Genomic DNA, 24,888 nt, shown 5'->3' on the forward strand with positions numbered 1-24,888 from the left:
TCACCCTCGGTCCACGACTGTTTCGCCGGTCGAAAAACAACCTGCGTGACGACTGTACTGTCGTCGAGTGAGAGCATCTCGCTGGTGATTTCGCCGTAGGGGTCCGTCTCGAAGCCTTCGCTGTTGTGATGGCGGATCGGGTAGTACGGGATTTTCTCCATCTCGAGCCAGGCGCCGGCGACGTACTCGTCAGAGTCAATCACCGGGAACGCATACCCGTCTTCGACAGCGAAGATTTCGCTATTCGCGTAGTTGTTCCCGACGCGACGGCGGAATTTGTCGGCGGCTGCCTCCGTGGCAGCGTGCATATAGAAGGTGATCTTCCCCTGGTCGAACCAGACTTCGAACGAGTGATGATCACTCGTATTCTTCCCGCGGAAATTCGTCGTCACGTCGTGGACTGACTGGAGGACGCCCGCCCCATCCACGACACCGTCGTTCTCTTTGTAGGGACGAATGCGCAGGAGTGTACCGGGAGTGTCCGATTGGCGTTGGACGAACGATTCCTGCTCTTCGAACTCGAGTTGTGTCGCCTCGTACTGGGGCGACGAACTGAGCATCTTCGTGAAACGATCGAGCGTAGTCATGGTCTTAGCTGTCATATTCAGGTTCGATTGTTCGTTGTTCGATTCCACCGTCAGTCTGGATTGGTGCCTCCTCGGTGTCTGCATCCGATTCGAGAGCTTGTTCGACGACTACATCGAGGACCTCCGCTTTCGTGAGATCCTCATCAAGAAGTTGACTCGCCGTCTCGGCGCTGATGTCAAGGCGAGTCGCAAGCGCGTTTTGCTGTGCTTCGGTCTCGACGAACTCTTCGAAAGCGAGCAGTTCCGCTGGCTCGTCGCTTATCGCCTGCTCGAGGAAGGCCTGATCCTCTGGTTCGTAGTCGATGACGCGTTTCTCGAAGTCGTCTGCGACTACATGGAGAGGATACGTTCCGTGTTCTTCGACACGAACGAGTGCCTGACTATAGCCGAGGTCTTCTTTCCCGGCGTCAGCACCTCTGACGTACTGGCGCTGTTCTCTGGTGAGCCCAATTTTGTCTGCTGTTGAATCGTCGAGTTCAGGCAGTTTGTGGAAGACTTTGATCGGGCACATCCCGATGATCTTCTCGGCTTGCTCGGTCTCGTAGAACTCCTGGGCGGTCTGCGAGAGCAACACCATTCGAAGGCCAGCATGGCGCTGGTGACGGAACGCCGTCTCGAGGAAGTCGAGGTTGGCCTGATCGTCGAAGAGATAGTGGGCTTCGTCGATCGCGAGTTCGACATTACGTTGGGTGTTCTTCGCCTGCTGGTAGATCGTCGATAGCAGCAGTTGCATCAGGAACGTCTGGCGATCGATACCTGAGGCACTGCCCTCGATCTGACCCAGATCAATGTAGACGACCTTGTTGTCACCCTCGAGGATATCGATCTCCGAGTGGTGAGAGAGATTTTCGTAGGAGCCACCCTCACGGAACGGCTGGAAGGCGATCGCGAGTTCATCGGCGTACTGGGCAGCACGTTCGCGAGCGGATTCGGATTCTGCGATGTTGTGCTCGTCCGGATTCTCAGCGATATCACAGAGGATTCGGTGGACGTCCTGCATTGTCGGTGAGTTTTCCGACGTATGCGTCGAGACGTCGTCTTCGACGATTCCAGCCTGTCGATAGGCTTCGTCGATCACATACGAGAGGACGCCCGTCTCCGTCCCCAGTTCGATATCGCGAGCCTCGAGGAAGTTCTCGAGAACGGCGGAGACCTCGTCTTTCTTCGCCGAGAGAGGAGAGACGCCGTCACTCGAGTTGAGAACGTGCTGTGGTGTCTCGCGGATCTCGAGTGGATTCAGTTTCGTGTCGCCACCCACGGTGATCGTCTTCGCATTCAGCGCGTCGGCGATCCCGCGAAAACCCCCAACGGGGTCGATGAGTACGAGCATCGTATCGTTACGCCGTTTCATCATCCGCAGATGGCGCAGGATCCCGCCGAACGTCTTTCCGGCCCCGGGCATTCCGACGACGAGTTCGCTGTGGCCGGTCTCGAGTTCCCACGGGTTGATTCGAATCGGCGAGCCGTTGTGGCCGTGATAGCCGTATTCGATCCCGTCGTCCATCATCTGGTAGTTCGATGAGAAGGGGAACATGGCCCCGATGGCCTGGTTGGTCAGCGTCGACATTCGATCGCGACCGAGTTCGTTCCGTCCGAGCGGTGAGACTGTCGCGAGTCCTCGCTCCTGCCATCGACTCGCGACTTTCAGCGTACAGTTCGCCGGCGCATCCTTGATGATTGACCGTAGCCGAGTTGTTTGATTCTCGAGTTTTTGCTGGCTCTCGGCAGCGAGACGAATGAATACGCCGCCGCGATAGAACGAGGCTTTGTTCGCCCGAACGAGTGAGCGCATGTACTTCGCCTGATCGATGTCCTCTTGGAGATCTTCGGCTCTGAGACTGTTCGAATCGTGCTGGTTGATCTTCAGATCCGAAATCCAGTCAGCCATCATGTCCTGCGCCGACTGGCTATCGAACGGATCCAGGTGGATACTGATATCCGTCTTGAGCTCTGTCTCGAGGAGTAATCGCTCGAGGAGTCCATCCGATGGCTCTTGGGGGAACTGTTCGATCCAGAAGGTGCGGACGAACGTCTCGTCGTTGATCACGGCATAAGTCGTCTCCCAGTCGATCGTCGACGGCGCGATAACCGACTGGTGCATCGTCGACGTGTCCGGAAGACGGTCTTCTTCGGACACTGATGAGGTATTATCTCCCTCCTCAGTTTCGTCCGAGTCGAGATCCTCAAGGGAGTACTCCCAGTCCTCAGCTTTCTCACTGCTGGTGTCCGCCTTCCGTTGGGTCGCACTCGAGTTGTCCATCGCGCCGATGACATCTGCTGGGTCTGGCGTGGCTGGAACACCGTCGCTGATCCCGTGAGAGACGACCGGGAACGTCCCGAGCGCGCTCGAGATATCGTCGTACTCCTCTGGCTGGCACGTCCAGTACTCCTTCGTGATCCGTGCAAGGTCGTATGCGTCGACGGGGCTGATCGAACACCGATAGAGCGACGAGCCGCCACGCCGGAGCTGGGAGAGTCGCGACTCGAGCTTCTCTTCTTTGAGTTGATCACGCCTTGATTCGCTCAGTCCATCAGATTGGAATCGACCAAACAATCGCCCGACAATAGGCACATCAGCGAGGTACGCTAGAACACTGTCACCAGTTTCATCGAATTGTTCGATGTCGCTGTCGGTCACCGCAGTGATGAGATAATACTCTCGAACGGTGGTCGTTTCAGAGTCCACATCCCCGTTTTCGTTCGTGTTGGAAGCGACGTACTCCTCGAGAAGGCGTTTGAGGACTGGGCGTGAGCGAACATCAGCATCGCCAAGCCGATTCTGGTGTTCGCGAACGACGTCGTCTTGATCCACCTCGCGGCTAGTGATATAGACCTTCACGGGGAAGTCGACGGTCGAATTCACGAACTCCGAAAGCGACTGGACGGCTTTTGCCCAGGCGTCGTCATCCTCGAGAGCCATGTTCGCCGGCTCGACTTTCATCGCCCCAACGAGTGCGCCGTCGGTTCGTTCGATGGCGTGTGGATAGACACGGTTGAGACGGGTTAGATACCGGACTTCGCTGTTATCCTCCCCACCGTGCGTGTACTCCTTGTTTTTGAGCGCCCAACCAAATCGGGCGACGAGCCACTCAGTGAGCCAGAGATAATCGGGCTTCACTTTGTGGAGCAGGAAGAGGAGAATCGTAAGCATACACCCGAATCCGAGGATCGGGATCGTGAGTGCGGAGGGAACGAACGTCGCTGCGATGACGGTGACGAACGCAACTGTGAGAAACAGCATGAGTTCGCCAATCGTGTAGCCCTGGAAGAACGCCGTGGTTCCACCCAGCGACTGGTGGATTTTTCGCGCGTTGTACTCGCTGTCCGCTGTATTCGAGCTCATACGAATCACCACCTCGAGACCTTTTCTTTGGTATTTCTGAGCCCCTGCTTGGCTTTGGTCGACGTTTTTTGGGTGACCTGTTTGGCGTCGTCTTTGGCTTTATCGCGCATCCGGCCCGTGTCGGATTTTCGGAGGTTGTTATACTGACGTGCGTGTGCTTTCGTCGAGTTCGCCGATTCGCCGAGCTTGTACGCTTTCGAGTTCCCGCCTCCGAGTTTCGTCTGCCCGTCTTTGGCCATCGGTCCGTACTTCCCGTTGGCGTAGCCCCGATGGACGTTTCGAGCGTCACGCACGGTCTTTCCAGATGCGGCTTTTGCTTTGCGAGCACCGGCAGCAGCCGACGATGGGTTCGCAGCGGTGACACTGTTCTGGGCGATGGTACGGACGGCGGGGCTGCTCCAGTAGACGGTCATCACCATTGCGAGAACCGCCGCAGGGATCAGCGTCAACCCGATAAATAGTGCGAACAGCTCATTTTGGCCAAGTGTCTGAATCCCACCGACTTCCCACCCAATTCGGAAGAGCAGCGCCGCCGGAATCCCAGCAAGGATGAGACCAGGATAAATTCCTGCTGCTCGCCGAGCCATGTTTGCTGCGGGTGTGAATGGCCAGACTTCAAGCGCCCAAAGGACTCCCAGAAGCGGCATAGTGACCGTTAGCACGAATATGCCGATCCAGCGGAGCGCAACAACGAGTCCAGCAACGACTAAGAAGAAATTCGAGATGACAACCATCGCGAGGATTACAAATGTCCCTCCAAGAGTTGCTTGAATAAGTTCACCAAGGCCCGCAGACATATCTTCTATTGGCGCGATCGTCGTCCCAATTGCGTCGACGAATTGCAGCGGGATCGAGACCAAGGGGAACCAAACGAACGTTCCCATGAACACGATTCCGAGCCGTCTCAGGAGTCGCTTTCGGCGATAGTCACTCATCGACCCTGCGCGAAGCCCGATGAACGCGAACGAGATAATCACCATCATAATCGCCAGCGGCATAATATACGCCAGGTACACATCCTGATACAGACTTGCCCATGGCTCCCCATCTGGAGTTCCAACAACGATATACTGAGAGTCCGATTCCGGTGCTGGAACACCGACAACGGGCTCCAAAAGCGCTCCGTAGATATCGTTTACCAGCCCAAGGATTGCATTGGTGAATCTCTCAATAACGTTTTGAATCCCATCTTCGACTTGGTCCTGTAGCCATGGCATTTAGTTCTCACCGCCAGTAGAATCCGAGTCAGTTGGACTGCCCTCGACAATCGTAAGGTCACACGACTGGTCACCACCGTACTCGATTTGCTGAGTATACGACGGATCTGGTCCTACCTGAACGACAGCTGTCACTGTCATCGGTTCTATGCCTAATTCGCTGCAGTCTAGCGACCCTCCCGCACCACTCGTCTGGTAGATTTGGCCAAACGAATAAGCAGTCGTCTCTCCGGGCGGTAACCGCGTCTCATGGTGATACGAGACTGTATCGTCGCGGCCTAACTTGGCGGCTGGTGCGCCTTTCCACCGAAGTTCAGTGAGTAAGGAGGGAATCGTTCCCTTGTTCTCTATAACAACTGCTGCGTATTCATCCCAAACTGGCGAATTCTTGTCCCAGTCCATATCTGGGTTCTCGGCCGCCCAGAGCACGTCGGTGATCGTACACTCTGCATCGAGCGTGATCGTCGTTGAGTCGATCGGGTCGTCGCTCCCACGACTCTCGAGGGCAACGAGTTCGTACTTGCCAGTGGCGATATCATCTTCATATCTGCCAAGGATCTCGAACGCGACCTCGGTGTCGTCATCCCCAAGACTATCTTGATCAACTATCTCACCATCCGGATCCCGGAGGGTGATGACTTCGGTCGAAGTCTCCTCAGTCACTTCAACCTCGAGATTCTTGCCGTTCATCTCGACGTTCGCGAAGACATCGCTGTCTTCGGTGTCGAGGCCAGAGCCGTCCTCTGTACTATTATTGGAGGGATCTGAATCTGTGTTCGACGTACAGCCTGCGAGCCCGGCAGTACTGAGCCCGATGGTCGCAAGGACTGATCGGCGGGCGATACGACTCTCGTGAGTAGGGGTGTTATCGGTCATTGTTGTCTGTAAGTCCAAGAAATGTGCCGTCAGACAGGTAGTCAAACCCGTAGACGGCCAGGGAAACTGGCAGGAACCACAAGAGCGTCACGAGCGCTAGTTGGACGAGCTGGGCAAACTTCGGGTATTTCGGTGGGATCTTCGCTCTGTCTTCGGCTGCGGCATACATCGTCTCTGCATCCCACCAGTCTGCAGCAACGTACGTCCCGTCAACCAGCAGCGATGGCCGCTCCTCGAGATGGAGGCGAGCCATGCCACTGGCGTTGACGGAAGCCGACTGATTGCCGACTTCCACTCGCCCAGTCGTCACTGGCTCGCCAGTTGCGGTTTCGGTGACTGCTGCTTCGACAATCGCTCCCGAAGAATTGGCCTCGAGAACGGTCAGATCGAGATTCGTTTCGTGGACGGTGCCTTCGTTCTCGAGCGAGACTGATTGTGACTGGCCACGAACGATGCCGTGAACGGTCACTGAGTCGAACGAACCTGCTGGGAGGGATTCCGACTGCAGCGCAACGGATGTCGTATTCACGTACTGATCGACTGGGGTAACGTCGATCTCGGCATCGAGGGACGGGCCCTCATGTTCACTTCCCCAGGCTGCTTCGATCTCGAGAGCTGGTTCGACAGTATCGGTCGCGCCACCCGATACGTCTGGTTCCGCCTGCATTGCGACCGCATAGAGCTGTGCCGGACGAACGGTAGAATTCTCTCGAGTTGCGCCTGATTCAGTGCGTGAGACCATCGTGTGCCAGCCGTCTGCACCTGCGGAATAGAAGCGCCAATTTCCGCGAACCCGTGTCTCGTCGTCGATATCGATGTCTGACCAGACGGTGCCTGGATGAACGACAGCACCGGTACGATTATCATCGGTTTCGAACGCCGTCTGATTTCCATCGGCGGTGTCGACTCGGTTGACAGCGGTCTCGAGCGAGTCAGTTACTGTGAGCTGTTCGGAGGGGTGGTTGATCGCTGTCTCCCACGAGCCCTCACAGGAATCCGTGCTTTGATTATACTCGTCACACGTCCGCTCCTCCTGACGAAGTTGAGCAGAGATCTCTGCTTCAACTGTCAGCGTGGGGGCTCCTGATAGATCACTGTACTCGAGGGTCGATCGATGGCTTGTGTTCGAATCGATTGTTTGCCCGTCGACTTGGAGGGCGACACTCTCGAGGGCGGTCTCCTCGAGCGACCATTCCTCGCGTACTGATCCGCTCTTGCCGTCGTCTGGCACCTCAACTCGATAGTCGGAGATTGCGAGGACCTCGCCCTCTGGCGCGATATACGTCGTCGATTCATTCCCCGACTGGAGGACCGTCGACGGATTGACTGTGAAGATGGTGGCGTGTGCATCTTTGATGAAGCGTCCATCCTCGAGGGCTGCTGCCTCGGGGTGGACTGATGTGTCTTCATCACCAGCAGCATAGTCCCCGAAGTCACCGCTATTCCAGCGTTCGACATCCTCGACCGGTTCGTCGAAGAGGTAGTCCGTCGACCTCGAGAGGCGCTGGGAGAACACCGCAGGTGAGGACGCGTTCTCTGTGAAATCAGCGCTCGAGAGGTTCTCCTGATCCGTGTCTTCCGACCACAGCAGCTGAAACCGCGACTCGTTGACGCCGTAATCAGAGCCGTCCTCAGGGAGTGCGGTACTCGAGGACGCATCTGATGAGGTGGCTGCTGCGGTGCCCATCAGTCCAATGGCGAGGCTACTCGTAACAAGGAGGACGACGACGATCATCGGGCGAAGTGGGGCCATCGACAGTTGTGAGGTTTGGTTTCGAAAGTTTCAGGACCTAGAATGGCTTGACACAACTGGAGAAGTCGAATCCCATCTGACTGCCAATGTTATCGATGAGTTCGGGCGAGATGAGCGCGAGAACGATGATCCCGAACCCGAGACCCGACATCACCAGCCGCTCTTTGGCGTTGTTCTTCTTCTCAGGGTTGCCACCCGCACGCATGTACGAGAGGCCTGCTCGACAAACGTAGAAGCCTGTCGCGGGGAGCCCGAGACCAGCAATCGCACCGAAGACGATAGTGATCCCCGTTTCGACGCCAGTCCCACAGTAGACATCACCAACATCTGACTGGGCCGTCACTGAACCAGTGACGACCAGCAGAAAGGCCAGCCAGACACTGATCGAGAGTAGCTGTGGTGAAACCTGGACAAACTGCTGTCGAGTACGAGTCAACACTGACGCTGACTCTTCGGGGTTGTTAGCAGGACGATCAGACGAATTGTCGAAAGAGTTGTTACTCATGCTAGTGATGATTCCTAAGCAGATTGTTGTCGTGTCGCTCGAGGTCTCGGTGGCCAATATCGTGCGGGATCACCCACCCAGGCAGCGTTTCAGGAGCAATTTCGAATGCATTGCTGCTGGCCACCCACAGCAAACCCAACGCATCGATGAGCATAATTGAAACAAGTTTATTAACGGCATTTCGAATCATTATTTCTATTTTAACTTTTCAATAGTGATGACTCATTATCTGAGATACATAATAGTTTCCATTAGAGATAGCTATTGGACAGGAAAATACATTGCAGACACTAACAGACATGACTGCATAATTTGGGAAGGATACAGCTTGATGATCAGGCTGTGATAAAGACACCTGAAGGTTGGCGAGAAACCAACCCATCTATCTTAGCGGACTGATAGTATGGCACCTGGAGTCACAAACGGAACTCTCAAGAAAGCTGGCTGAATTGTAGAAACAATCGATCCGTGCGCCCAGTCGTGCAGTACCTGCAGAACAATGGATAGGAAGAGCTAGCAGCACAGCTCTCGGGAATGTAGAAATCAGGTGCATTTCCTGTGCCCACGTCCGTCTTCCACGCCCCTTGGTTTGCCCCGCCGGGCTTGCGGGCCATGGTCACACAGGCTCCACGCAGCACCTCTGCGCTCATCTGAATGTATGCCAAGAACGCATAAATAGCTGTTATATGCCAGACCGGTCGTGTTTAGTTACGGCTGAAGGATGAGGCGAGGTGATTTTCAGTTGGTCTATGGCGAAAGTCGCTTGCTTCAGTGGTCGTAGCGACTGGATTGAATTAGACTTTGTGGAGCGAGAGCGGACACCGCCCCAGCTGATGAAGGTCGGTATTCGTCTTCATCGTGCATAATTATAATTCTTGAATACTATATGAAAGATTGAGGAGTTCCGTGTCAAACGGTCGCGGAAAGCCGTCCACGACTGGGTGCAGAAGGCCGATCTACAGCCCGCCAATAGCGCGAGCTCGGATCACGTCGCACTCAACGAGATGGTGATCCGAATTAACAGCCAACAGTTCTGGCTGTACGCTGCTGTCGATCCCGAAACGAGCGAATTCCTGATTTACACCTCTTTGCAACAACCACGACAACATTGACCTAATGGCTTTTGTGAGAACTTCGTGTGAAACACAACGTCGATGACGCCGTGTTCTCGTTGATCGAGCACACCATCTAGCGGCTGCATTGTAACGAGATGGACTCCAATTTCGACCCGGACTCCATGGAAATCGGAACACAATAAACATGTGTATAGAGAGACAAAATTACATACTCATTCGTTCATTAATAGTATTAGTCACGTCGATCGATTAACTGTCAACACACCACCACAATCATTCTCCGTCTGATGGATGTCGCTTAACTACTTAATCCTGAAAATTGAATAGTTGTCATCCTGTGAACGAGGAGTTGATTCAGAGTGAAATATATAGCTTCAACAAGCTTATTAAAATTACGAAAGGGCGTCTTCGGGCGCTCCAAGGCCGATCTCCCATGTCGTGGTTCCTTCATGACGACAGGACGCGCACCCTATACGAGTTATGTGACCCGCTGCCGTTCCCTTGAACGCCTTCCTTGTGCACGTCTCCGGCGGTTTAGCTCCATCACTTACTTTTTCAATTATCTCTTTTGCTAAGGTGCGGAGTCAAGTAACTAATTACGGTGGTATTCGAGAAGTAAACTTTAATATCTTCCTACCTTTGATACCAGGACCATCGCCATCACCGATCTCATATCGAGATTAACAGTACCACTAACGGTAATTCCTTCTATAGGTGTTTCTGACTTCATTGGTTCTTAATCTGCACCGTGGAATGGGACGTAATCACAATTGAAACATTCCCACGCCCCTTGATTACAACCCAAAACACCATCACATTCTGGACACTGGTACTCTTGGTGTGGCACCGTCTGAAGTCTTGGCATCAGAGTAATCCCTCACGTAGTGATTATTAACTCTATCCGTGATACGATAATAATCATAATATTATTTAGCTTGACAACAATATGCACGCCCCGTAGTTGTCATAATAAATTTTTGATGGTAGTTTGAGGGGTTCGATATTGAAATCGTTGATACTGTTGTGCTGTAGAGTCGAAAAAGGTACGGATGCCGCCGACATGGTGCTGGGCACAAATGATTTGGCTAACGAGTTTGCGCATGAGTGGGCTGCATACTCGCCATTACTCACTGTGAATGATTAGTAAAGTAATCAGTCACAGACTCGAAAGTTATGAATATATAGCTGACACTATCCCTTTCCCCTGTCTTAGCGGACCCAATAGCGTAGAAATATTCCCAATTCGATAGCCTATGATGAAAATGAACGTAAATTAATTATCTGTGGACATCACTACTGGACAATCAGAGTTTAGTAGTATTGACTGATTCACACTACCGAAGATAGCTTTTCCCGCAGGAGATCGTTTACGACCTGCCACAACAATATACCGTGCATTTTGCTCATCAGCATAGTTAATAATTTCATCTGCAGGATCACCCATTAATCCAATAGCTTCAAACTGGCTGATGAGGGGCTCTGCAGCCTCTTCTGCGATATCTGATGCAACATTTTTTACAGATTCCAAGTCTATTGAATCCCCCTTTTTTGCTTTTGTCCTTCCCAAATCAACGAATTCTGACGTAGACAAAACATGGATAATATGAATTGTGTCATCAAAAGTCTCTGCGAGTACTTCGGCTTGTTTAATGACGGTGTCTGCTCGATCTGACCGATCCACGGCTGCGACAATTACCATGGAAGATGAATATCATCATGGTACTTTATTCTTACTCTGGACAATGAACGAGAAGACTGATTGTATGTCAGTCTCGTATGAAATTATCGATGTTGCGCTATCTCACGATTTCTCGTTCGCCAAGTCACAATAGGACCAGTCTGCTCTATTGAATCCACGAAAGGGGGCCAGAACCACTTCATTATGGTTTGTTCGAGGTTGTGACGGTGACAATGAGCGGGAGTTCACAAAATACTGTACCGCGTGCGTGGCCGGACAGCGACTCGTATCGACGCTGATGTCTGAAAACACCGTCTCAGACATCCAATGTTCCCGAAGAAATTACTGTCTAACTGTGCGTTATGGTCTTGCTCGTGGGCAACGAACAACCGATATTTGATTACCGACCGGACATCCGCTATTTAGGGTCGTTCCGTAGTGAGTGCCCGTCGCAACCTTAATCTTCTAGTGACGGTTTCAACGTCCACTGTATTGTCAGCGCTACAAGGCGGCTCACCTGTGTAACATGGGGGCAGTGTACTGAACAGTGACTGTCCAAGACAGTACCGCTCCGTATCAATCAGGATTGTTGTTTCAGCATCCATATATGGCGATCCGAACGGTTGAGCAGTGGTTTGTGCCGCTTCGTGGTCAAAAACGTGGCATCCAGTGCGCCATGCTCGCCGGGATCGAAGCGAGTTGTCTCCACTCAATCGGCAGCGGTTTTGGTAGAGAATTATTGGTCAGACCTCAGTAATCGCTGGAAGTCACAGAGGGCAAGGGTGACGCAATCGGGTCACTCGACAAGCAATGTTCCCAATCAATATGTTCGTCTCGAAGCGTCGGGCCGCGAACCTGTGCCAGCAGGTTCGCTGAGTGACGGCGTGTATTACCCATGCTACAGTGGCGAATCTGTGATCGATGAGCTGTATGTACGAGCCGGGGTCAAAGGCCGCGAACGCAATGGCCCGTCGCGCTCGCGTGGCCTGTCCACGCGCGGACATGGAGCATACACCAGGACAAGCTCCCCGTGTTCATTCTCGCAGGTTGTGGTAGTGGTGAGCGGTACGTGATTCCGGCGAAGGTCGCGAATGAATCGACGATTCAACTCCTGCTGGCGGTCGGCCAGCAGGAGTTGTTGGCCGTCTACACCGACGGCTTTTAGCTGTACGCACCACTTGACAAGGATAATGCTTTCGACCGCGAATACGTCATCCACGGCGACGGTGAGTACGTTGATCGAGACGTGCACGTGAATACGTGCGAGAGCCAGCGTCGCGCCAGCGGCAGTGGCTCTCGCCGCATCAAGGCGTCTCGAAGGACAAACTCATATAACTCACCAACAATCTCCGCCACAAGAGCGATCGGCAGATACGTGTTGTTCAGGCTAACGTCGTCGTCCACCATTGCCACCCGTCCAGAAACGCAGCAGCGGTTACGAACAGAAGTGTGTCCGTGGCAGGCGATATGATTAGTAGCCAGAGAGTCTACTGTAGAACGCCTATTCCCCTGGATGATGTACAAACCGACTGTATCTATCGATCTACTTGCCTGAACCACAAATTTAATCTAAATAAGCACGGTTTTCCTATTGTGGTGAACAATCTAACAAACCACAGTTCCATCTTCGGACTTATCATCTCTACTATGATAGTTGTTGGTGGAATAGTGGCTAATCCGCCCATCGGAATGACCGATAATGGTCTTACTGCAACTGCAATATTCTTTGCAACGCTTCTTCTTTGGCTGACTCACACTGTTCCCTACATGGTCTCAAGCATCACTTCGGTTATGCTTCTCTACGCACTCGGGGTTACGAACTCCATTCAGGCCGCTGCGTCCGGCTTTTCTTCTTCACTTGTTTTCTTCCTACTCTTGCTCTTTTTGCTGGGGAACACAATTTCTGAAGTTAATCTAGATGCTCGACTCGCAGACCATCTCCTTGGATCGGAAGACTCGCCTACACGTGCACTTCGTTCGTTAACAACGACACTTCTCCCTTTGGCTGTCTTTATGCCTTCTGCTGCAGCCCGGACCGTAGCTCTGATCCCTGTCGTGCGTCGTCTCCGAGCTTCATTTGATCTATCCCTCAATTCTGACTTTTCACAAACAGCCTTTTTGATTCTTGGTCAAGTTAACCCGCTTGCATCCGTCGGTCTCATGACCGGCGGTGGAATGGCTGTTGTCACTGCTGAACTTATTCACTCGCTTGTTGGTCCCGTAACTTGGGTTCAATGGGCACTGTACATGGCACCCCCCGCAACTGCTCTATACCTACTCGGTGCTATTTCCATTTTCGCGCTCTATCCACTTGATTACGCAGATATTCCAGAACCGAAGGACAGAAATACCACTACTGGTTTCAACCGTGAACAACGAATTGTTGCCGCTGTGATGTCCGGGACAGTCCTCGCTTGGATCATCGGATCTTTTTTTGGTGTCCCGACAATTCTCCCTGCTGCAGCGGCAGTTCTCGTTCTTGCATTACCCAATATTCGTATCATCCGTGCAGATGCCGTCGCAAACGTAAGCTGGAACGTGCTCTTTCTGGTCGGAGCAATGTTTTCTTTGCTTGAGGCACTCACAAACACAGGCGTCGTGAATCTCGTCATCAACCGGGTTCTGGAGACGATCCCGCTTAATGCTCTCCCGGTGTTCGCGAGCGTTGGTATTCTTCTTCTAGTCGCAGTCGGCGTTCGTATTGTGTTCTCAACTGGGTCTGCGGCGCTGCTCGTTGTTGTTCCTTTTGCGCTTCGGATCGGGGAAGAGCTGGGTGTGAACCAACTCTACCTCTCGTTCTCACTCCTCATCGTTATTGGTGGAACAACATTCCTACCGTTCAACACAACGTCTGCCCTACTCGCGTACGAAGAGGGGCCACTAAAACAGAGAGATATTGCACGATTCGGCGTCGTAACACTCTTTCTCTCGTTGGGTGTTATCGCCGTCGCGTGGTTGTTCTACTGGCCGTTGGTCTCAAGCGTGTAGAACGCTCGTCCTTCCATTAAGCGCCGCTGTGTTCGTGAAACCGTTACGCTCTCTACTTCGTCCTTATTGACGTTAGCCTTGACCGACATTTTCCCCTTTGGATGTCCAAGTACAACTCTTTCACCGTCAGGGACATCGGCCACCCGATTCGGAATCGTTCCCTCGAGCAGTGTAGCAGCTGCAGTACACGATGCTCCCGTTACAGCATACACTGGATGAAGGTACTGCATACTCATAATTCGGGCTGTGATGTCAATCTCTGATTCACTGACGTAGCCCGCGGTCGCTTCGTAGTCGGCTGGTGGTGCGACGAACGCTACCTTCGGGAACCCAGGCGATTCAGCGGTCGCGTCCTCGGCTGAATCAACGATGTCGAGTTCCGCACACACGGTTGCACGGATCTGCTCGATCCAGTGCAGAAACTCAGGATCGTTATCAATATCCTCGGGCAACTCCGTGCCAGTTACACTGAGGCTGGATGCCTGGACGAAAACGACGGGAGTCGTGACATCCAAGACAGTCATCTCGACAGGCACTCCATCGACGTCAAGTGTCGTTACCGGTTCATCGAACGGGAATAACCCCTTTTCGGCTGTGCCCGCCGGGTCGTAGAACGTCGTTTCGACCTTAGCACCAGTTCCGGGGACGCCGTGGATCTGATGGTTACCTACGGTGGTTGCACGATCATCCACGATATCGAATGTTTGCTCAATCCGTGTCTCTGTGTTCTTATTATAGAGCGTGACCGTAGCTTCGCCGTTATAAGGAACATCAACCATGTTCTCATCCGCGGCAAACGGTCCGACGACAGTCGTCATGTTACCACAGTTTCCACCATAGTCAATGGTCGAATCACGAACGCTAACCTGACCGAACTCGTAATCAATATCGATATCGGCACGGTCACTTTCTTCGACAATCATCAGTTTCGATGTCGTCGATGTCCCGCCGCCGAGTCCATCGATTTGACGCTCATCGGGACTCCCGAACAGCGAGAGGAGAGCCGCGTTCGTATTATCTTCTGGTAGTTCATCGCGAGTCACGGCGACGCCCTTACTGGTTCCTCCGCGAACGAGTGCGCACTGGATAGAATTTTGATCCATCTAAACTTCTGAGGTTGTACCGAATTGTTGTTTCAGCACCGGACCAAGATATGGACCGACGACGATCACTACAGTTGCAACGACTAGCAACAGTCGAAGAGGCGTTGCGAAGAAGATATCTAAACTCCCGTTGCTGAGGGCAAGCGATCGAGCGAGGTTCTCCTCTGCGATGGGGCCGAGAATGAGCCCCAAGAGGAACGCGACGAGGGAATAGTCGTATGACTGCATGAAATACCCAATAATACCCAATGTGAGAACGACGAATACGTCGAAGTAATTCGAGTTGAGTGAGAACGCACCCAGAACGGATAGTACGATGATGATGGGGATAATTACAGAGGTATTTACCGTCGTGAGATAACCTGCCCACCGAACTACGAGGAGCCCAAGGGCGAGGATTATGAAGCTGCACGCAACGAGTGAGACAAAAATTGAGTACGTGAGATTGATTTGCGAGCTGAAGAGAGCCGGACCAGGACGGATACCGTGGAGCATGAGCGCACCGATGAGGACGGCAGTCGTAGTGCTCCCAGGGATACCAAACGTAAGTGTCGGAATCAGAGATCCGCTTACTGTAGCATTGTTCGAAGACTCGGTGGCAACAATCCCTTCTTCGGCGCCGTTTCCAAATTTTTCAGGGTTTTCGGAGGCACGTTTTGCCTCTCCGTACGCGACGAACGTCGAGACAGACCCCCCGGAACCAGGAATTGCACCGATAAGTAGCCCCACAACTGAAGACTTGATGAGCGTAATAGGTTTCGAGAGGACCGTCCGGATACCAGATAGGACGCTCCCTCCGACGTCGATGTCCCCACCGCGAGAAATCGTTCCTCCCTGCTTGCTCAGGCGGAGCATCTCCGAGACTGCGAAAATCCCAATGAGGGCTGCAACGAAGTTGATTCCGTTGTACAGACCGAGCTGGCCGAACGTATAGCGGGATGTTGGGAGCATTGGCGCGACTCCGACAGTTGCGAGCATCACGCCGAATCCACCTGCCATCGCATCTCGTAGGAAATTCCCTTCAGAGACGACTATGATGAGCGCGAGGCCAAGGACTGCGACCAAGAAGTATTCAGGAGTCCCGAACATGAGAACGATTGTGACGAGTGCGGGAAGAATCGCAAGAATGGCCACTCCACCGAGGAAGTCACCGATACTTGAGGAGACAGCAGAAATTGTGAGTGCATCAACGGCACGTCCCTCTCTCGCCATCGGATAGCCCTCGAGTGTCGTCGCTGCTGCGGACGCGGAACCGGGGACGTTGAATAGAATTGCGGAGATACTTCCCCCGTACATAACACCGTTGTATGCCCCAATGAGGAAGATAATTGCGTTAACACTCTCTAGCTGGATTGTGAACGGTATTGCAATCGCCAAAGTGAGTGCTCCGCCGACACCGGGGAGACTACCACCGATGACGCCGATGATGACGCCGAGAGTGATGAACGCAATGCCCGGCCATGAGAACACCATTTCGATCGCGTTGAGGAGTATACTAATATCTGTCATTCAGATCCCCCCCGTTACGAGGTCGAGTTTCATGAGCACGATGAAGACATAGGCGACCCCCGTTAGTGCGGCGGTGATAATCGCGGTCACCCACCACTTCTGGCCCGTGTACACGAGGTATGCGAGCGCGAAGGGCGGAGTTACCCAGAACAGTCCAACGGCGAAGCCTCCGAGGATATACCCCGTAATGAGCACACCTAGGACAAGCATTCGGGTCCGGTTTTCTGTTTCCCCACTTTCCTCCGTTTCCGACATCGACGACTCGTCGTCACCTGAACCGCTGAGGACGACGGAGTCACCTTTGGTAAACTCGTAAGGGATAAAGTGGTTCACGACACGGAGCGTGGCTGCAACTATGACGATCCCAGACGCAGCCTGTGGAAAGAGGCGTGCTGCCGGTGGAAAATCATAGGCTGTAATGAACATGTAGACGGCAAGTGTTACCAGCAGCGCGGCAAACACGTGTTCGCCGCGTGCCATGTTGGTAAGGCGGTCCATAGCTGATGATTTGGAAGTGCTCATTCTTAAATGAATTTGTTAGCTGACTCGGCCGCAGTTTTTCCGTACACGGCTGCATTCATCTGACCTGTTCCACCAGGATAGTTGTCGAAGAACAACCCACCAGTACTGTTCCCAGCAGCGTAGAGTCCAGGGATAGTCTCGCCACGACTGTCGATGGCTTCTGCATGCGTGTTTGTACGAACACCACCGAAGCTGAACGTGATGCCACCAGTGACTGCGTATGCGTAGTAGGGGGGGTCGTCAATGGGAAGTGCCCAGTTCGTCTTCGGGGGTGCAACGTCGGTCGTTTTGTTCCCGTCAAGAACCTCTGGTTCGAACGCACCGGGGTCGCAGCCAGCGTTGTACTTGTCTATCGTTTCGACTGCCGTCTCGGGATCGGCACAGCCGACTTCCGCCAAAACCTCTGGGAGAGTATCCCCGACGATAGGATCCGATGGCCCAGTCGCACGAAGGAGGTCGTGAACTTTCGAGTCGACCACAATGTATGCGACGTGATTTGGTTCCTCGAAGATCAGACGGCCGAACTTCGCGTATGTATGTGCACGAGCGTCTTGCCCCTCGTCCACAAACCGTTCTCCTTCGTCGTTCACTATAACACCGTACTGATAGCCATCGACGCGGTTTGCACCACCAGCGACATCCGGACTCGCAGCGTCGATGAGTGCCATGTGGGCGCCGCCCCACTGACCAACCAGATCGGCACCGACGTCACTGGCTGCTTCAAGCGCTTCGCCGGTGTTGTACCGACTACCGCGTACCTTCATCGCATCATAGTCGCGTCCATAGTATCGGACGCGCTTTTCGTCACTGGAACTGTATGCACCGGCGGCAAGAATAACGGCATCAGTCTCGAAGCGGACAAGGCCGTCATCGGTAATCGCGTCCACTCCGACCACGTGACCATCTTTGTCTCGGTGGAAACCGCGCGCTTCAGTCTTGAAGAAGAAGTCTGCGCCTTCATCTTCAGCAGCTTCGGTGACGGTATTGACGTATTCTTCGCCATCGAACCACGTACGCGCCACCGTATAGCCGACGGCGAGCGGTTCCATCTGCCAGTCAACGCCAGCTGAGCCAGTGAGCCACTCGAGGGTATCACCAGCATTTTCAGCGAGATAGCGAGCGAGGTCAGGATCTGCTCGATCACTAGTCTGGTCGAGAATATCCTCGTAAAACTCGTCGACAGTGTAGTCTTTGATATCGAACTCGAATCCGTACTGATCAAGATCAGTCCCGACGGAGGGGACACGGAACGATTCGCTGAATCGAGTGTGCCCTCCTTGACGTTCACGAGGAGCTTTCTCGAGGACGGCAACAGAGCGGTCGAGTTCCGCTGCACGAAGTGCAGCCGTGAGGCCAGCGGTACCGCTGCCAATAACAACGATTTCATACTCGTGCGTGTCAGTGTAGCCAGATGCGTTCATTGTGATGAGTGGTTTGGGATTGTTAGCTGCGGAGTTTAGACATATCAACTCTGTCCGGTATCGTATTGATAGAGTCCTCTAGAGCCTCTTTAGCACGTTCGTGTGAACCATATTCGACAGCGTTTCCTGTCTCCTCCGACCAAGTTTGAACTTCATCAGTCTGGAGTGCAGACTTGACACTTTCTGCGAGGGTATCACGGATATCAGTCGGCGTTTCGGGCGGCAAAAACATGCACCGAGTGAGTTGACCGATGTAGTCGATGCTACTGAACCCAGAGTCCGACGGGGATTGGGCCTCAGGGAAAACAGAGCTTCCATCACTTGAGAGAATGGAGACAGCCTCAAGATCGCCTGATTTGACGGCGCTCTGTGCGGCAGTGTCGGTGGTTGCAACGACAGGAACTTCACCAGAAACGGCTGCCTTAATTGCAGGACCAGCACCGTCGTAAGCGACGTATTGCTCGTAATTCAGGTCGTACTCATTCTTCATCACGATGGCAGCGAGGTTGACTATGCCACCACGGCCAAGCCCTGCAAATCGCGTGAGCTCTCCGGACTGATACCGCTCAATGAGATCTTTGAGGCCCTCGATGTTGTGTTCGGGATTTGCGAAGATGCCATAGGGAGTCCGGGCATACGTACAGACCGGCATTCCGTTCGTGATATCCCACTCCGGCTGGTGTACGAGATAAGAAATCGGCGTGGATGGTGGGTTGAATCCACCAAAAGTGTATCCGTCAGGTTTAGCGCGCAATATCTCGGAAGTACCTTTTAGCGAGGCAGCCCCGGGTACGTTTTCGATTGCGATCCCATTGTCCATTTCGTTGGAGACCTGAGGCATAATCTTCCGAGCGTAGGTGTCGGTACCACCACCCTGACTGAAGGGAACAATGTAGGTTATGCTTTGACTGGGGTATTCACCACTGCTAGGCTGGAGCGCGCTGCAGCCCGCTAGTGCTGCGGCGCCAGCTCCGGTTGTAGTAATGAATCCACGACGCGTCGTGGCGACGTTGTTGTCACGTGCCATACGCTCCGAGCGTTGGATTCATCATTATTAAGGTTATCGAATTGGGGTGCCATCCGTTACCAACGACTGAATTCACGAGGAGTGATACCATAGAGATTTTGATCTCCACTTCGGTTCGTCACGTTTTATGGACGTCTAGGGAGGCCAAGTCAGATTTTCCCTCAGGACGATATGTTCATCATGAAGAATTCTACATTCCCGCGGCGAGCCATTGAGCCAATTATCTTGGTATACTACACTCTCATAAGCGACCTCTGGAATATTCACATAATGTGAATGATTCGAGAGCCACTTTTGATCCGTAGCGGTACTATGAGCGCTATTATAAGACTAATAATTGCATATAGGTTTACTCAGGTATTGTGAATTATTCTATGGAAATAGTGAGAGTAAACCTCTGTAGTAACGATCTCTGAATCGTTAATCTTCGGATTAGCGGTGGTTTGAGCCCAAAATCGGCGAATTTTGACGATTCACGATGCCGCACATAATTAACATATATTATAGTTCAGGAATAAACATGGATGCATTTCCCAGAGGGACGTAATATACTGGTGCGGGTAGTATTCGATGGAAAGCATACTGAATTAATATCGCGCGCTATCTACTACCGCTTAATGATGAACGCTCTCCGGAAGTACGGCGGGGGTCGAACAGAGGTGGCGCTGTGAAAGCGTAGCGGACATGGGTGCTGTTGACGCATCAGTCTATATGTTCCCAATTGAAGTCTTCTGCCAGAATGCGAGTGCCGTGAGAGCCTCGAGTGATCGCGCTGCCGATCTGAATCAGTGATCAAGCATGAAGGACCTCGAGTGTATCAACGACATCGCTGTAAAAATCGTGGACGCTCGTTCAACGACAATACGAAGATGGTCTTCGCACACGCGAGGATTGGCTTCTATAAGCTGTTGTTCACGTTCTACTCGTTACTCCGGTTCACGATGATTATCCGCCAGTTAGACGGTGAACTTGATGTTTCGTGTTGTTCGCTTCACCGTCGCGTCGAACGTTTCGACGAAGCCCTCGGCTTGCCTCGGGACGATCTAGTTGGTTCAGTTGAAATTAATAAGTTCTACGTTCCTACCGGGAAGAAATACTCCGAGCGGGATCAATTGTCGCGCTCAGGTGGCTGTCGAAACGTGGACGAGGAAGTTACGATGCCTTGTTTTGCCGGCGAGTGACGACAGTCTCAGACACTTTTACGGCGATTTTCCGTCAGATTAACCGGGAAATGGACGCCGTCTGGCGATATGGCATCTCTCAGACGGCTAGCGCGGATGTGTCGAGACCTTGCCAAACAGCACGTTGACGATCCGGACGTACCCGCCGCGCCAGACGGCGCGGACGGGTACACCGAGTGGGTGCAGATCGCGTTAATTCTGTACCGCGTCAAATTGGATAAGAGCCTTCGCGAGACGGAAGACCACCTCAATGAGATGTCCGGTGTCCTCGCTGTGTTCGGACTCGACGAGGCACCGTACTACAGCTCGTTCTGTCGGTGGGAACAAGACTACCGGATGCGTGAACTCCGCCGCCTGCTCCGCCGACGTGCGGAGCAGGCGGGCTGGAGTGGTGAAGCCGCAATTGACGCGAGTGGTTTCCAGCGTGATCAAACCAGCCATCATTACCGCGACCGCGCGAACTACTCGTTTCAGTCGATGAAGACGACGAGCTTGATCGACGTGAACTCGCTAGCGATCAAGGACGTTCACTACACGAGACAGAAGGCGTGGGACGACCATATCGGGATGCAGGTCTTCCGCGTTCCAGCGGAAGACCTGCGCGTACTGTCTGCTGACGCGAACTACTCGTGGGGAGAGTTTCGTGAGGAATGCCGCTCCGACTCAACGCGCGTTGATCAAGCACAGAGAACAGAAACCGTTGCAGAAGTCCCACAACACTCGAATGAACGAGGACTACAACCAGCACTGGATGAGTGAAACCGGCTTCTCGCAGCTGAAGGAAGACGACGGCGAGAAGCTCCGCTTCCGAAGCTGGCACGGCCAGTTCCGAGAGCTGACACGGAAGTGCATCGTGCGTAACCTGACGCAGGCGGCGAATTAAGGGTTCGCCGCCTGCTCCCCCTTCTCCGGATGTATCCGGAAGAGGTATTGCCGTCGTCACTGGACCAATGGAGCAAGATACGATAGTTTTGACGCTTCAGCAGCCACCGTGAGTAGTGGTTACTGCATCTTCTGAGTTCAAAAACTCGTCTCCGACGCTTTGATCCTGTGGAAATTGACCCTATCCAGACGCTGTCTTGCATTCAACAAGGCAACAGAACAGCAAGAGTAGTATATATTACAGTCAAAATATGAGCGAGTATCCCAGATGACCGATTATATCGACACATATCGTGAATCGATTGCGTTTGGAAATAACGGAGCTAGAGCGCTTCAGAGCGAGGTTGTTTAAGGATACGAGTAGAAATATCGAGATTCACAATATATATATGCCCCTATTGTGATTATATAATATGGCCAATAATACGTCTTCCGGCCGTCAACTCAAAACTCTCACGACTGCTTTTGAACTGATTGACATTATCCAGCAGCAAAACGGTATGTCGATTGAATCTCTTGCAAAAGAGATGGACTTAGCACAAAGTACTGTTCATGGATATGTGAAAACTCTCACGAATAATGGATACCTCGTCTATGAGGACGGGAAGTACCACATTGGATTGGAATTTTTGAATAAAGGTGGTTATGCTAGGATGAGAAAACCGGAGTATGATTTGATCATATCGAAATTGGAGGGATTAGCAGAACAGACTGGCGAACGCGTCCAATTTATTGTTGAAGAAAATGGGAGAGGTTACTATATTCACACATCTATCGGACAAAATGCTGTCCAGGTAGATGCACATATTGGGAAGGTAGTCCACCTTCATGCGAGCTCTGCAGGAAAAGCCATTCTTGCCCATTTATCAGAGGATCGCGTAAAGCAGATACTCAACCAGTGGGGAACTCCGACATACACTCAACATACGATTACCAGTTACGAAGAATTACTAGAAGAGCTGAGTACTATCCGGGATAGAGGATATTCAATTAGCGACCAAGAATCGATTAGTGGTCTTCGAGCAATTGGGGCACCAATCCGTTCCCAAAGTAGTGGTCAGCCACTTGGGGCAATTAGTCTCTCAGGCCCGGCCCATCGGCTCAAAGGAGAATGGTTTGAACAAGAGATTCCAGATATTGTTCTTGCAGTCGTAAACGAAATAGAACTCGATCTGGAGTATCAGTAATCAATTATTCAATTGACCATAATACGGGTACGAATGGGGGCAGAGTCTCAGGTGTGAATTACAACGGTATGAGTGTAATCAGTATGAGGGATTCAGTCAAAGTTCGTAATCTCTTTGTGATGAGCAGGCCAATTGAGCGTGAATTTGGCTAGGATTGAAAGGATAGGTCACGTCGAACACCTAATGGGTGTCTGGTGCATTTGCCTTCGGTAAGCATAATTACTCGAGGTTTCTGATTGGTGATTTCACTCTCGTACCTCATCAATCCCGTCAGCAACATCTTTGGCCTGGATATCGGAGTACGATTCATGGGTCGTTTCGATGGATTTGTGCCGAAGTGCTGATTGGGCGAGTTCGGAGTGGCCCTTCTCATAGAGTTCAGCTCCAAGCGCTCGTCTCGCACCATGGGGTTTCAGATACTCACCATTCTCTAGGTTGATACTAGCCTCTTTCGTCAGTCGCTTCATCACTGATCGACCACCGGCCTTCGTTAGTGCTGGCGGCGGAACCTGAGCGCTTCGAAGGGCATCGTCGATAGCTACATCTGCATCTGGATCCTCCTCAACTGCATCGCGATACGCTGCATATTTCGAGGGAGCATGATTAGTAGGAAAGATCGGCCAGTCATCGATCGGCGGATCTGCAATGCGACGGTATCGCTGAAGTGCGTCTTGAGCGGCTGACGGAAGACCAACGCGTTCATACTGGCGGGATTTGCCGAACACCTCAAGCGAGTGGTTCTCGAGATCGATATCGCCCCAGGTCACCCCGTTCCGATCGTCATCACGCGGATCCCGGAACAGTTCAGCGCCACGAACGCCGGCGCCAGCGAGCAGGACCACGATCGCCCGGTCGCGATAGGCGATTTCGCGAGATATATCGATCGTACCCTCAAGGGCGAGATCCACACGTTCAGTAACGTAGTTGATGAGCTGCTGGCGGTGTTTGGGGTCCCAGAACTGGCGGTTCGATCCCCTTTGTCTTCGGGGAGGAACTCTTCTGCACGCTGTGTATTTGCTGGATTGGTGTCTAGCAGTTCGTCGCGGACGCAAAACGAGAGAAACGCACGTACGTACTTGAAGTACGTATTCGTCGTCAACGCTATCAAATTTTGGTCGGTGTAATGCTCACAGAGTTTCACTCGACGGGACGCGACGCGCTATCACGGCTACGAAAAAGGCCACTCGACGATGCTCATATAATTACCGAGGAGCATTGCTAGAAACCCGGGTGCGAAGTCGGAAGCCATGTAGAGTTAGAAATAATTTCATATAAATTGAGCTGATAGTAGTGGTATCGATCACGGTCGACAACTCGAAGAGTGGATCAAAAAACGGTTGCTGAGAGCAGAGTGTAGCTGCCTCCAACATTCTTCCGCTGGATTTAATCGGTCGAATACATCGGCAAGGTCACGAACCCAATTGTCACAGACCTAGTGGTCCTGACAACCTCGACTTCGGACGTTACATTATACTCATCGGAATTGAACTTAATCGAGATATGCGGGAGACAGCGCCAAACGGCTCGTAGAAACCATTTTAAACTCATCTGCTGATCTGATAACTCCGATCGATTTCACTCTCGGCCAACTTCAAATTCCAAAACCGAGTGATTACTTCTAATTAATACTATAGGAGAATTTGACGTTGAGTATCATCCTAACTATCTTGCTCGCTTTCTTTCGGAACTTCTGAATAACATAATATCGTCAACACTGTGTATCCCAGTGGTCGTAAAGTATACTTTTATACAGTATTTGATTGATATAAGTTCAGATTTTAGAAGAGGGGGCATCAAATTAGATAGAAACATTCAAAATTGCAATCAGAAGCAATACATCGGAATTTATTTCCAAATAGCGGTGTGCCACTGCTGAATCATGGTCGTCTCATACCGCTGGAACCTGCTAATCTGGACAATTAAGTTCGACAATGCCGAATTATTCGCTAAGCGACTCCTCGACGACAGGTGGTTTACACACATACTATCGTAATTTGATTCGGAAGACTGTTGCATTGAACTGTGACAACAAA

The 24,888-nt window shown here is 52.3% G+C and carries 14 protein-coding genes and 6 pseudogenes; 6 read left to right on the forward strand and 14 right to left on the reverse strand.

Annotation, left to right across the window (positions count from 1 at the left end):
- The 6 genes and pseudogenes from BM348_RS19075 to BM348_RS19100 form a co-directional block, all read right to left on the reverse strand.
- Positions 1-587 (reverse strand): annotated as a pseudogene (locus tag BM348_RS19075) (hypothetical protein); the annotation flags it as partial.
- Positions 588-591: 4 nt separating this feature from the next.
- Positions 592-3,930 carry a VirB4 family type IV secretion system protein gene (locus BM348_RS19080; protein ID WP_092907496.1) on the reverse strand — a complete coding sequence of 1,113 codons (3,339 nt, stop codon included), beginning with the start codon at positions 3,928-3,930 and terminating at the stop codon, positions 592-594.
- Between the two features lie 5 nt (positions 3,931-3,935).
- Positions 3,936-5,147, reverse strand: a complete 1,212-nt coding sequence (locus BM348_RS19085) for a hypothetical protein (protein ID WP_092907498.1) — start codon at positions 5,145-5,147, stop codon at positions 3,936-3,938.
- Entirely contained in the window at positions 5,148-6,023 is an 876-nt protein-coding gene (locus tag BM348_RS19090) for a hypothetical protein (protein WP_245779548.1), read from the reverse strand. It lies immediately after the preceding gene.
- Positions 6,013-7,776 (reverse strand): hypothetical protein, encoded by a 1,764-nt coding sequence (locus BM348_RS19095; protein ID WP_092907500.1) that lies wholly within the window; start codon positions 7,774-7,776, stop codon positions 6,013-6,015. The genes BM348_RS19090 and BM348_RS19095 overlap by 11 nt, the downstream gene beginning before the upstream one ends.
- A gap of 37 nt (positions 7,777-7,813) precedes the next feature.
- Positions 7,814-8,281, reverse strand: a complete 468-nt coding sequence (locus BM348_RS19100; RefSeq protein ID WP_394328119.1) for a pilin — start codon at positions 8,279-8,281, stop codon at positions 7,814-7,816.
- 749 nt (positions 8,282-9,030) lie between these two features.
- Between BM348_RS19100 and BM348_RS19105 the strand changes: the two are divergent.
- Positions 9,031-9,645, forward strand: a pseudogene (locus BM348_RS19105) (IS6 family transposase).
- Between the two features lie 985 nt (positions 9,646-10,630).
- Here the strand turns inward: BM348_RS19105 and BM348_RS19110 are convergent.
- On the reverse strand, positions 10,631-11,056 hold the full coding sequence (locus BM348_RS19110; RefSeq protein ID WP_092907502.1) for a universal stress protein: 426 nt from the start codon (positions 11,054-11,056) through the stop codon (positions 10,631-10,633).
- Positions 11,057-11,940: 884 nt separating this feature from the next.
- Between BM348_RS19110 and BM348_RS19115 the strand changes: the two are divergent.
- Both BM348_RS19115 and BM348_RS19120 read left to right on the forward strand, forming a co-directional pair.
- Positions 11,941-12,364, forward strand: a pseudogene (locus BM348_RS19115) (transposase); the annotation flags it as partial.
- 264 nt (positions 12,365-12,628) lie between these two features.
- Positions 12,629-14,023: an SLC13 family permease gene (locus BM348_RS19120; protein ID WP_245779550.1), complete on the forward strand. Its 1,395-nt coding sequence runs from the start codon at positions 12,629-12,631 to the stop codon at positions 14,021-14,023.
- Here BM348_RS19120 and BM348_RS19125 read toward each other — a convergent pair.
- Genes BM348_RS19125 through BM348_RS19145 form a run of 5 tightly spaced genes read right to left on the reverse strand, consistent with a single transcriptional unit; the run spans position 13,996 to position 19,605 of the window.
- The gene (locus tag BM348_RS19125) at positions 13,996-15,126 is read right to left on the reverse strand and encodes a PrpF domain-containing protein (RefSeq protein ID WP_092907506.1); all 1,131 of its coding nucleotides are present in this window, start codon (positions 15,124-15,126) and stop codon (positions 13,996-13,998) included. The two genes, BM348_RS19120 and BM348_RS19125, sit on opposite strands and share 28 nt — an antisense overlap.
- A complete protein-coding gene (locus tag BM348_RS19130) occupies positions 15,127-16,635 on the reverse strand; it encodes a tripartite tricarboxylate transporter permease (protein ID WP_092907508.1) in 1,509 nt (502 codons plus the stop codon).
- The gene (locus BM348_RS19135; RefSeq protein ID WP_092907568.1) at positions 16,636-17,133 is read right to left on the reverse strand and encodes a tripartite tricarboxylate transporter TctB family protein; all 498 of its coding nucleotides are present in this window, start codon (positions 17,131-17,133) and stop codon (positions 16,636-16,638) included. It lies immediately after the preceding gene.
- A 26-nt stretch (positions 17,134-17,159) separates the two neighbouring features.
- Complete coding sequence (tcuA, locus tag BM348_RS19140; RefSeq protein WP_092907510.1) at positions 17,160-18,578, reverse strand: FAD-dependent tricarballylate dehydrogenase TcuA; 1,419 nt, start codon at positions 18,576-18,578, stop codon at positions 17,160-17,162.
- Positions 18,579-18,600: 22 nt separating this feature from the next.
- Positions 18,601-19,605: a Bug family tripartite tricarboxylate transporter substrate binding protein gene (locus tag BM348_RS19145; protein WP_139231250.1), complete on the reverse strand. Its 1,005-nt coding sequence runs from the start codon at positions 19,603-19,605 to the stop codon at positions 18,601-18,603.
- A gap of 770 nt (positions 19,606-20,375) precedes the next feature.
- Here BM348_RS19145 and BM348_RS22070 point away from each other — a divergent pair.
- The 3 genes and pseudogenes from BM348_RS22070 to BM348_RS19160 form a co-directional block, all read left to right on the forward strand.
- Positions 20,376-20,764, forward strand: a pseudogene (locus BM348_RS22070) (IS1595 family transposase); the annotation flags it as partial.
- A 91-nt stretch (positions 20,765-20,855) separates the two neighbouring features.
- A pseudogene (locus BM348_RS19155) lies at positions 20,856-21,669 on the forward strand (IS5 family transposase).
- Between the two features lie 412 nt (positions 21,670-22,081).
- The gene (locus tag BM348_RS19160; RefSeq protein ID WP_092907514.1) at positions 22,082-22,855 is read left to right on the forward strand and encodes an IclR family transcriptional regulator; all 774 of its coding nucleotides are present in this window, start codon (positions 22,082-22,084) and stop codon (positions 22,853-22,855) included.
- A 245-nt stretch (positions 22,856-23,100) separates the two neighbouring features.
- Here the strand turns inward: BM348_RS19160 and BM348_RS19165 are convergent, their stop codons facing one another.
- Positions 23,101-23,763 (reverse strand): tyrosine-type recombinase/integrase, encoded by a 663-nt coding sequence (locus BM348_RS19165; RefSeq protein ID WP_245779551.1) that lies wholly within the window; start codon positions 23,761-23,763, stop codon positions 23,101-23,103.
- Between the two features lie 294 nt (positions 23,764-24,057).
- Positions 24,058-24,277: pseudogene (locus tag BM348_RS22520) on the reverse strand (hypothetical protein); the annotation flags it as partial.
- Between the last annotated feature and the right edge of the window lie 611 nt (positions 24,278-24,888).

This window comes from Halostagnicola kamekurae (assembly GCF_900116205.1).
Lineage (GTDB): Archaea > Halobacteriota > Halobacteria > Halobacteriales > Natrialbaceae > Halostagnicola > Halostagnicola kamekurae.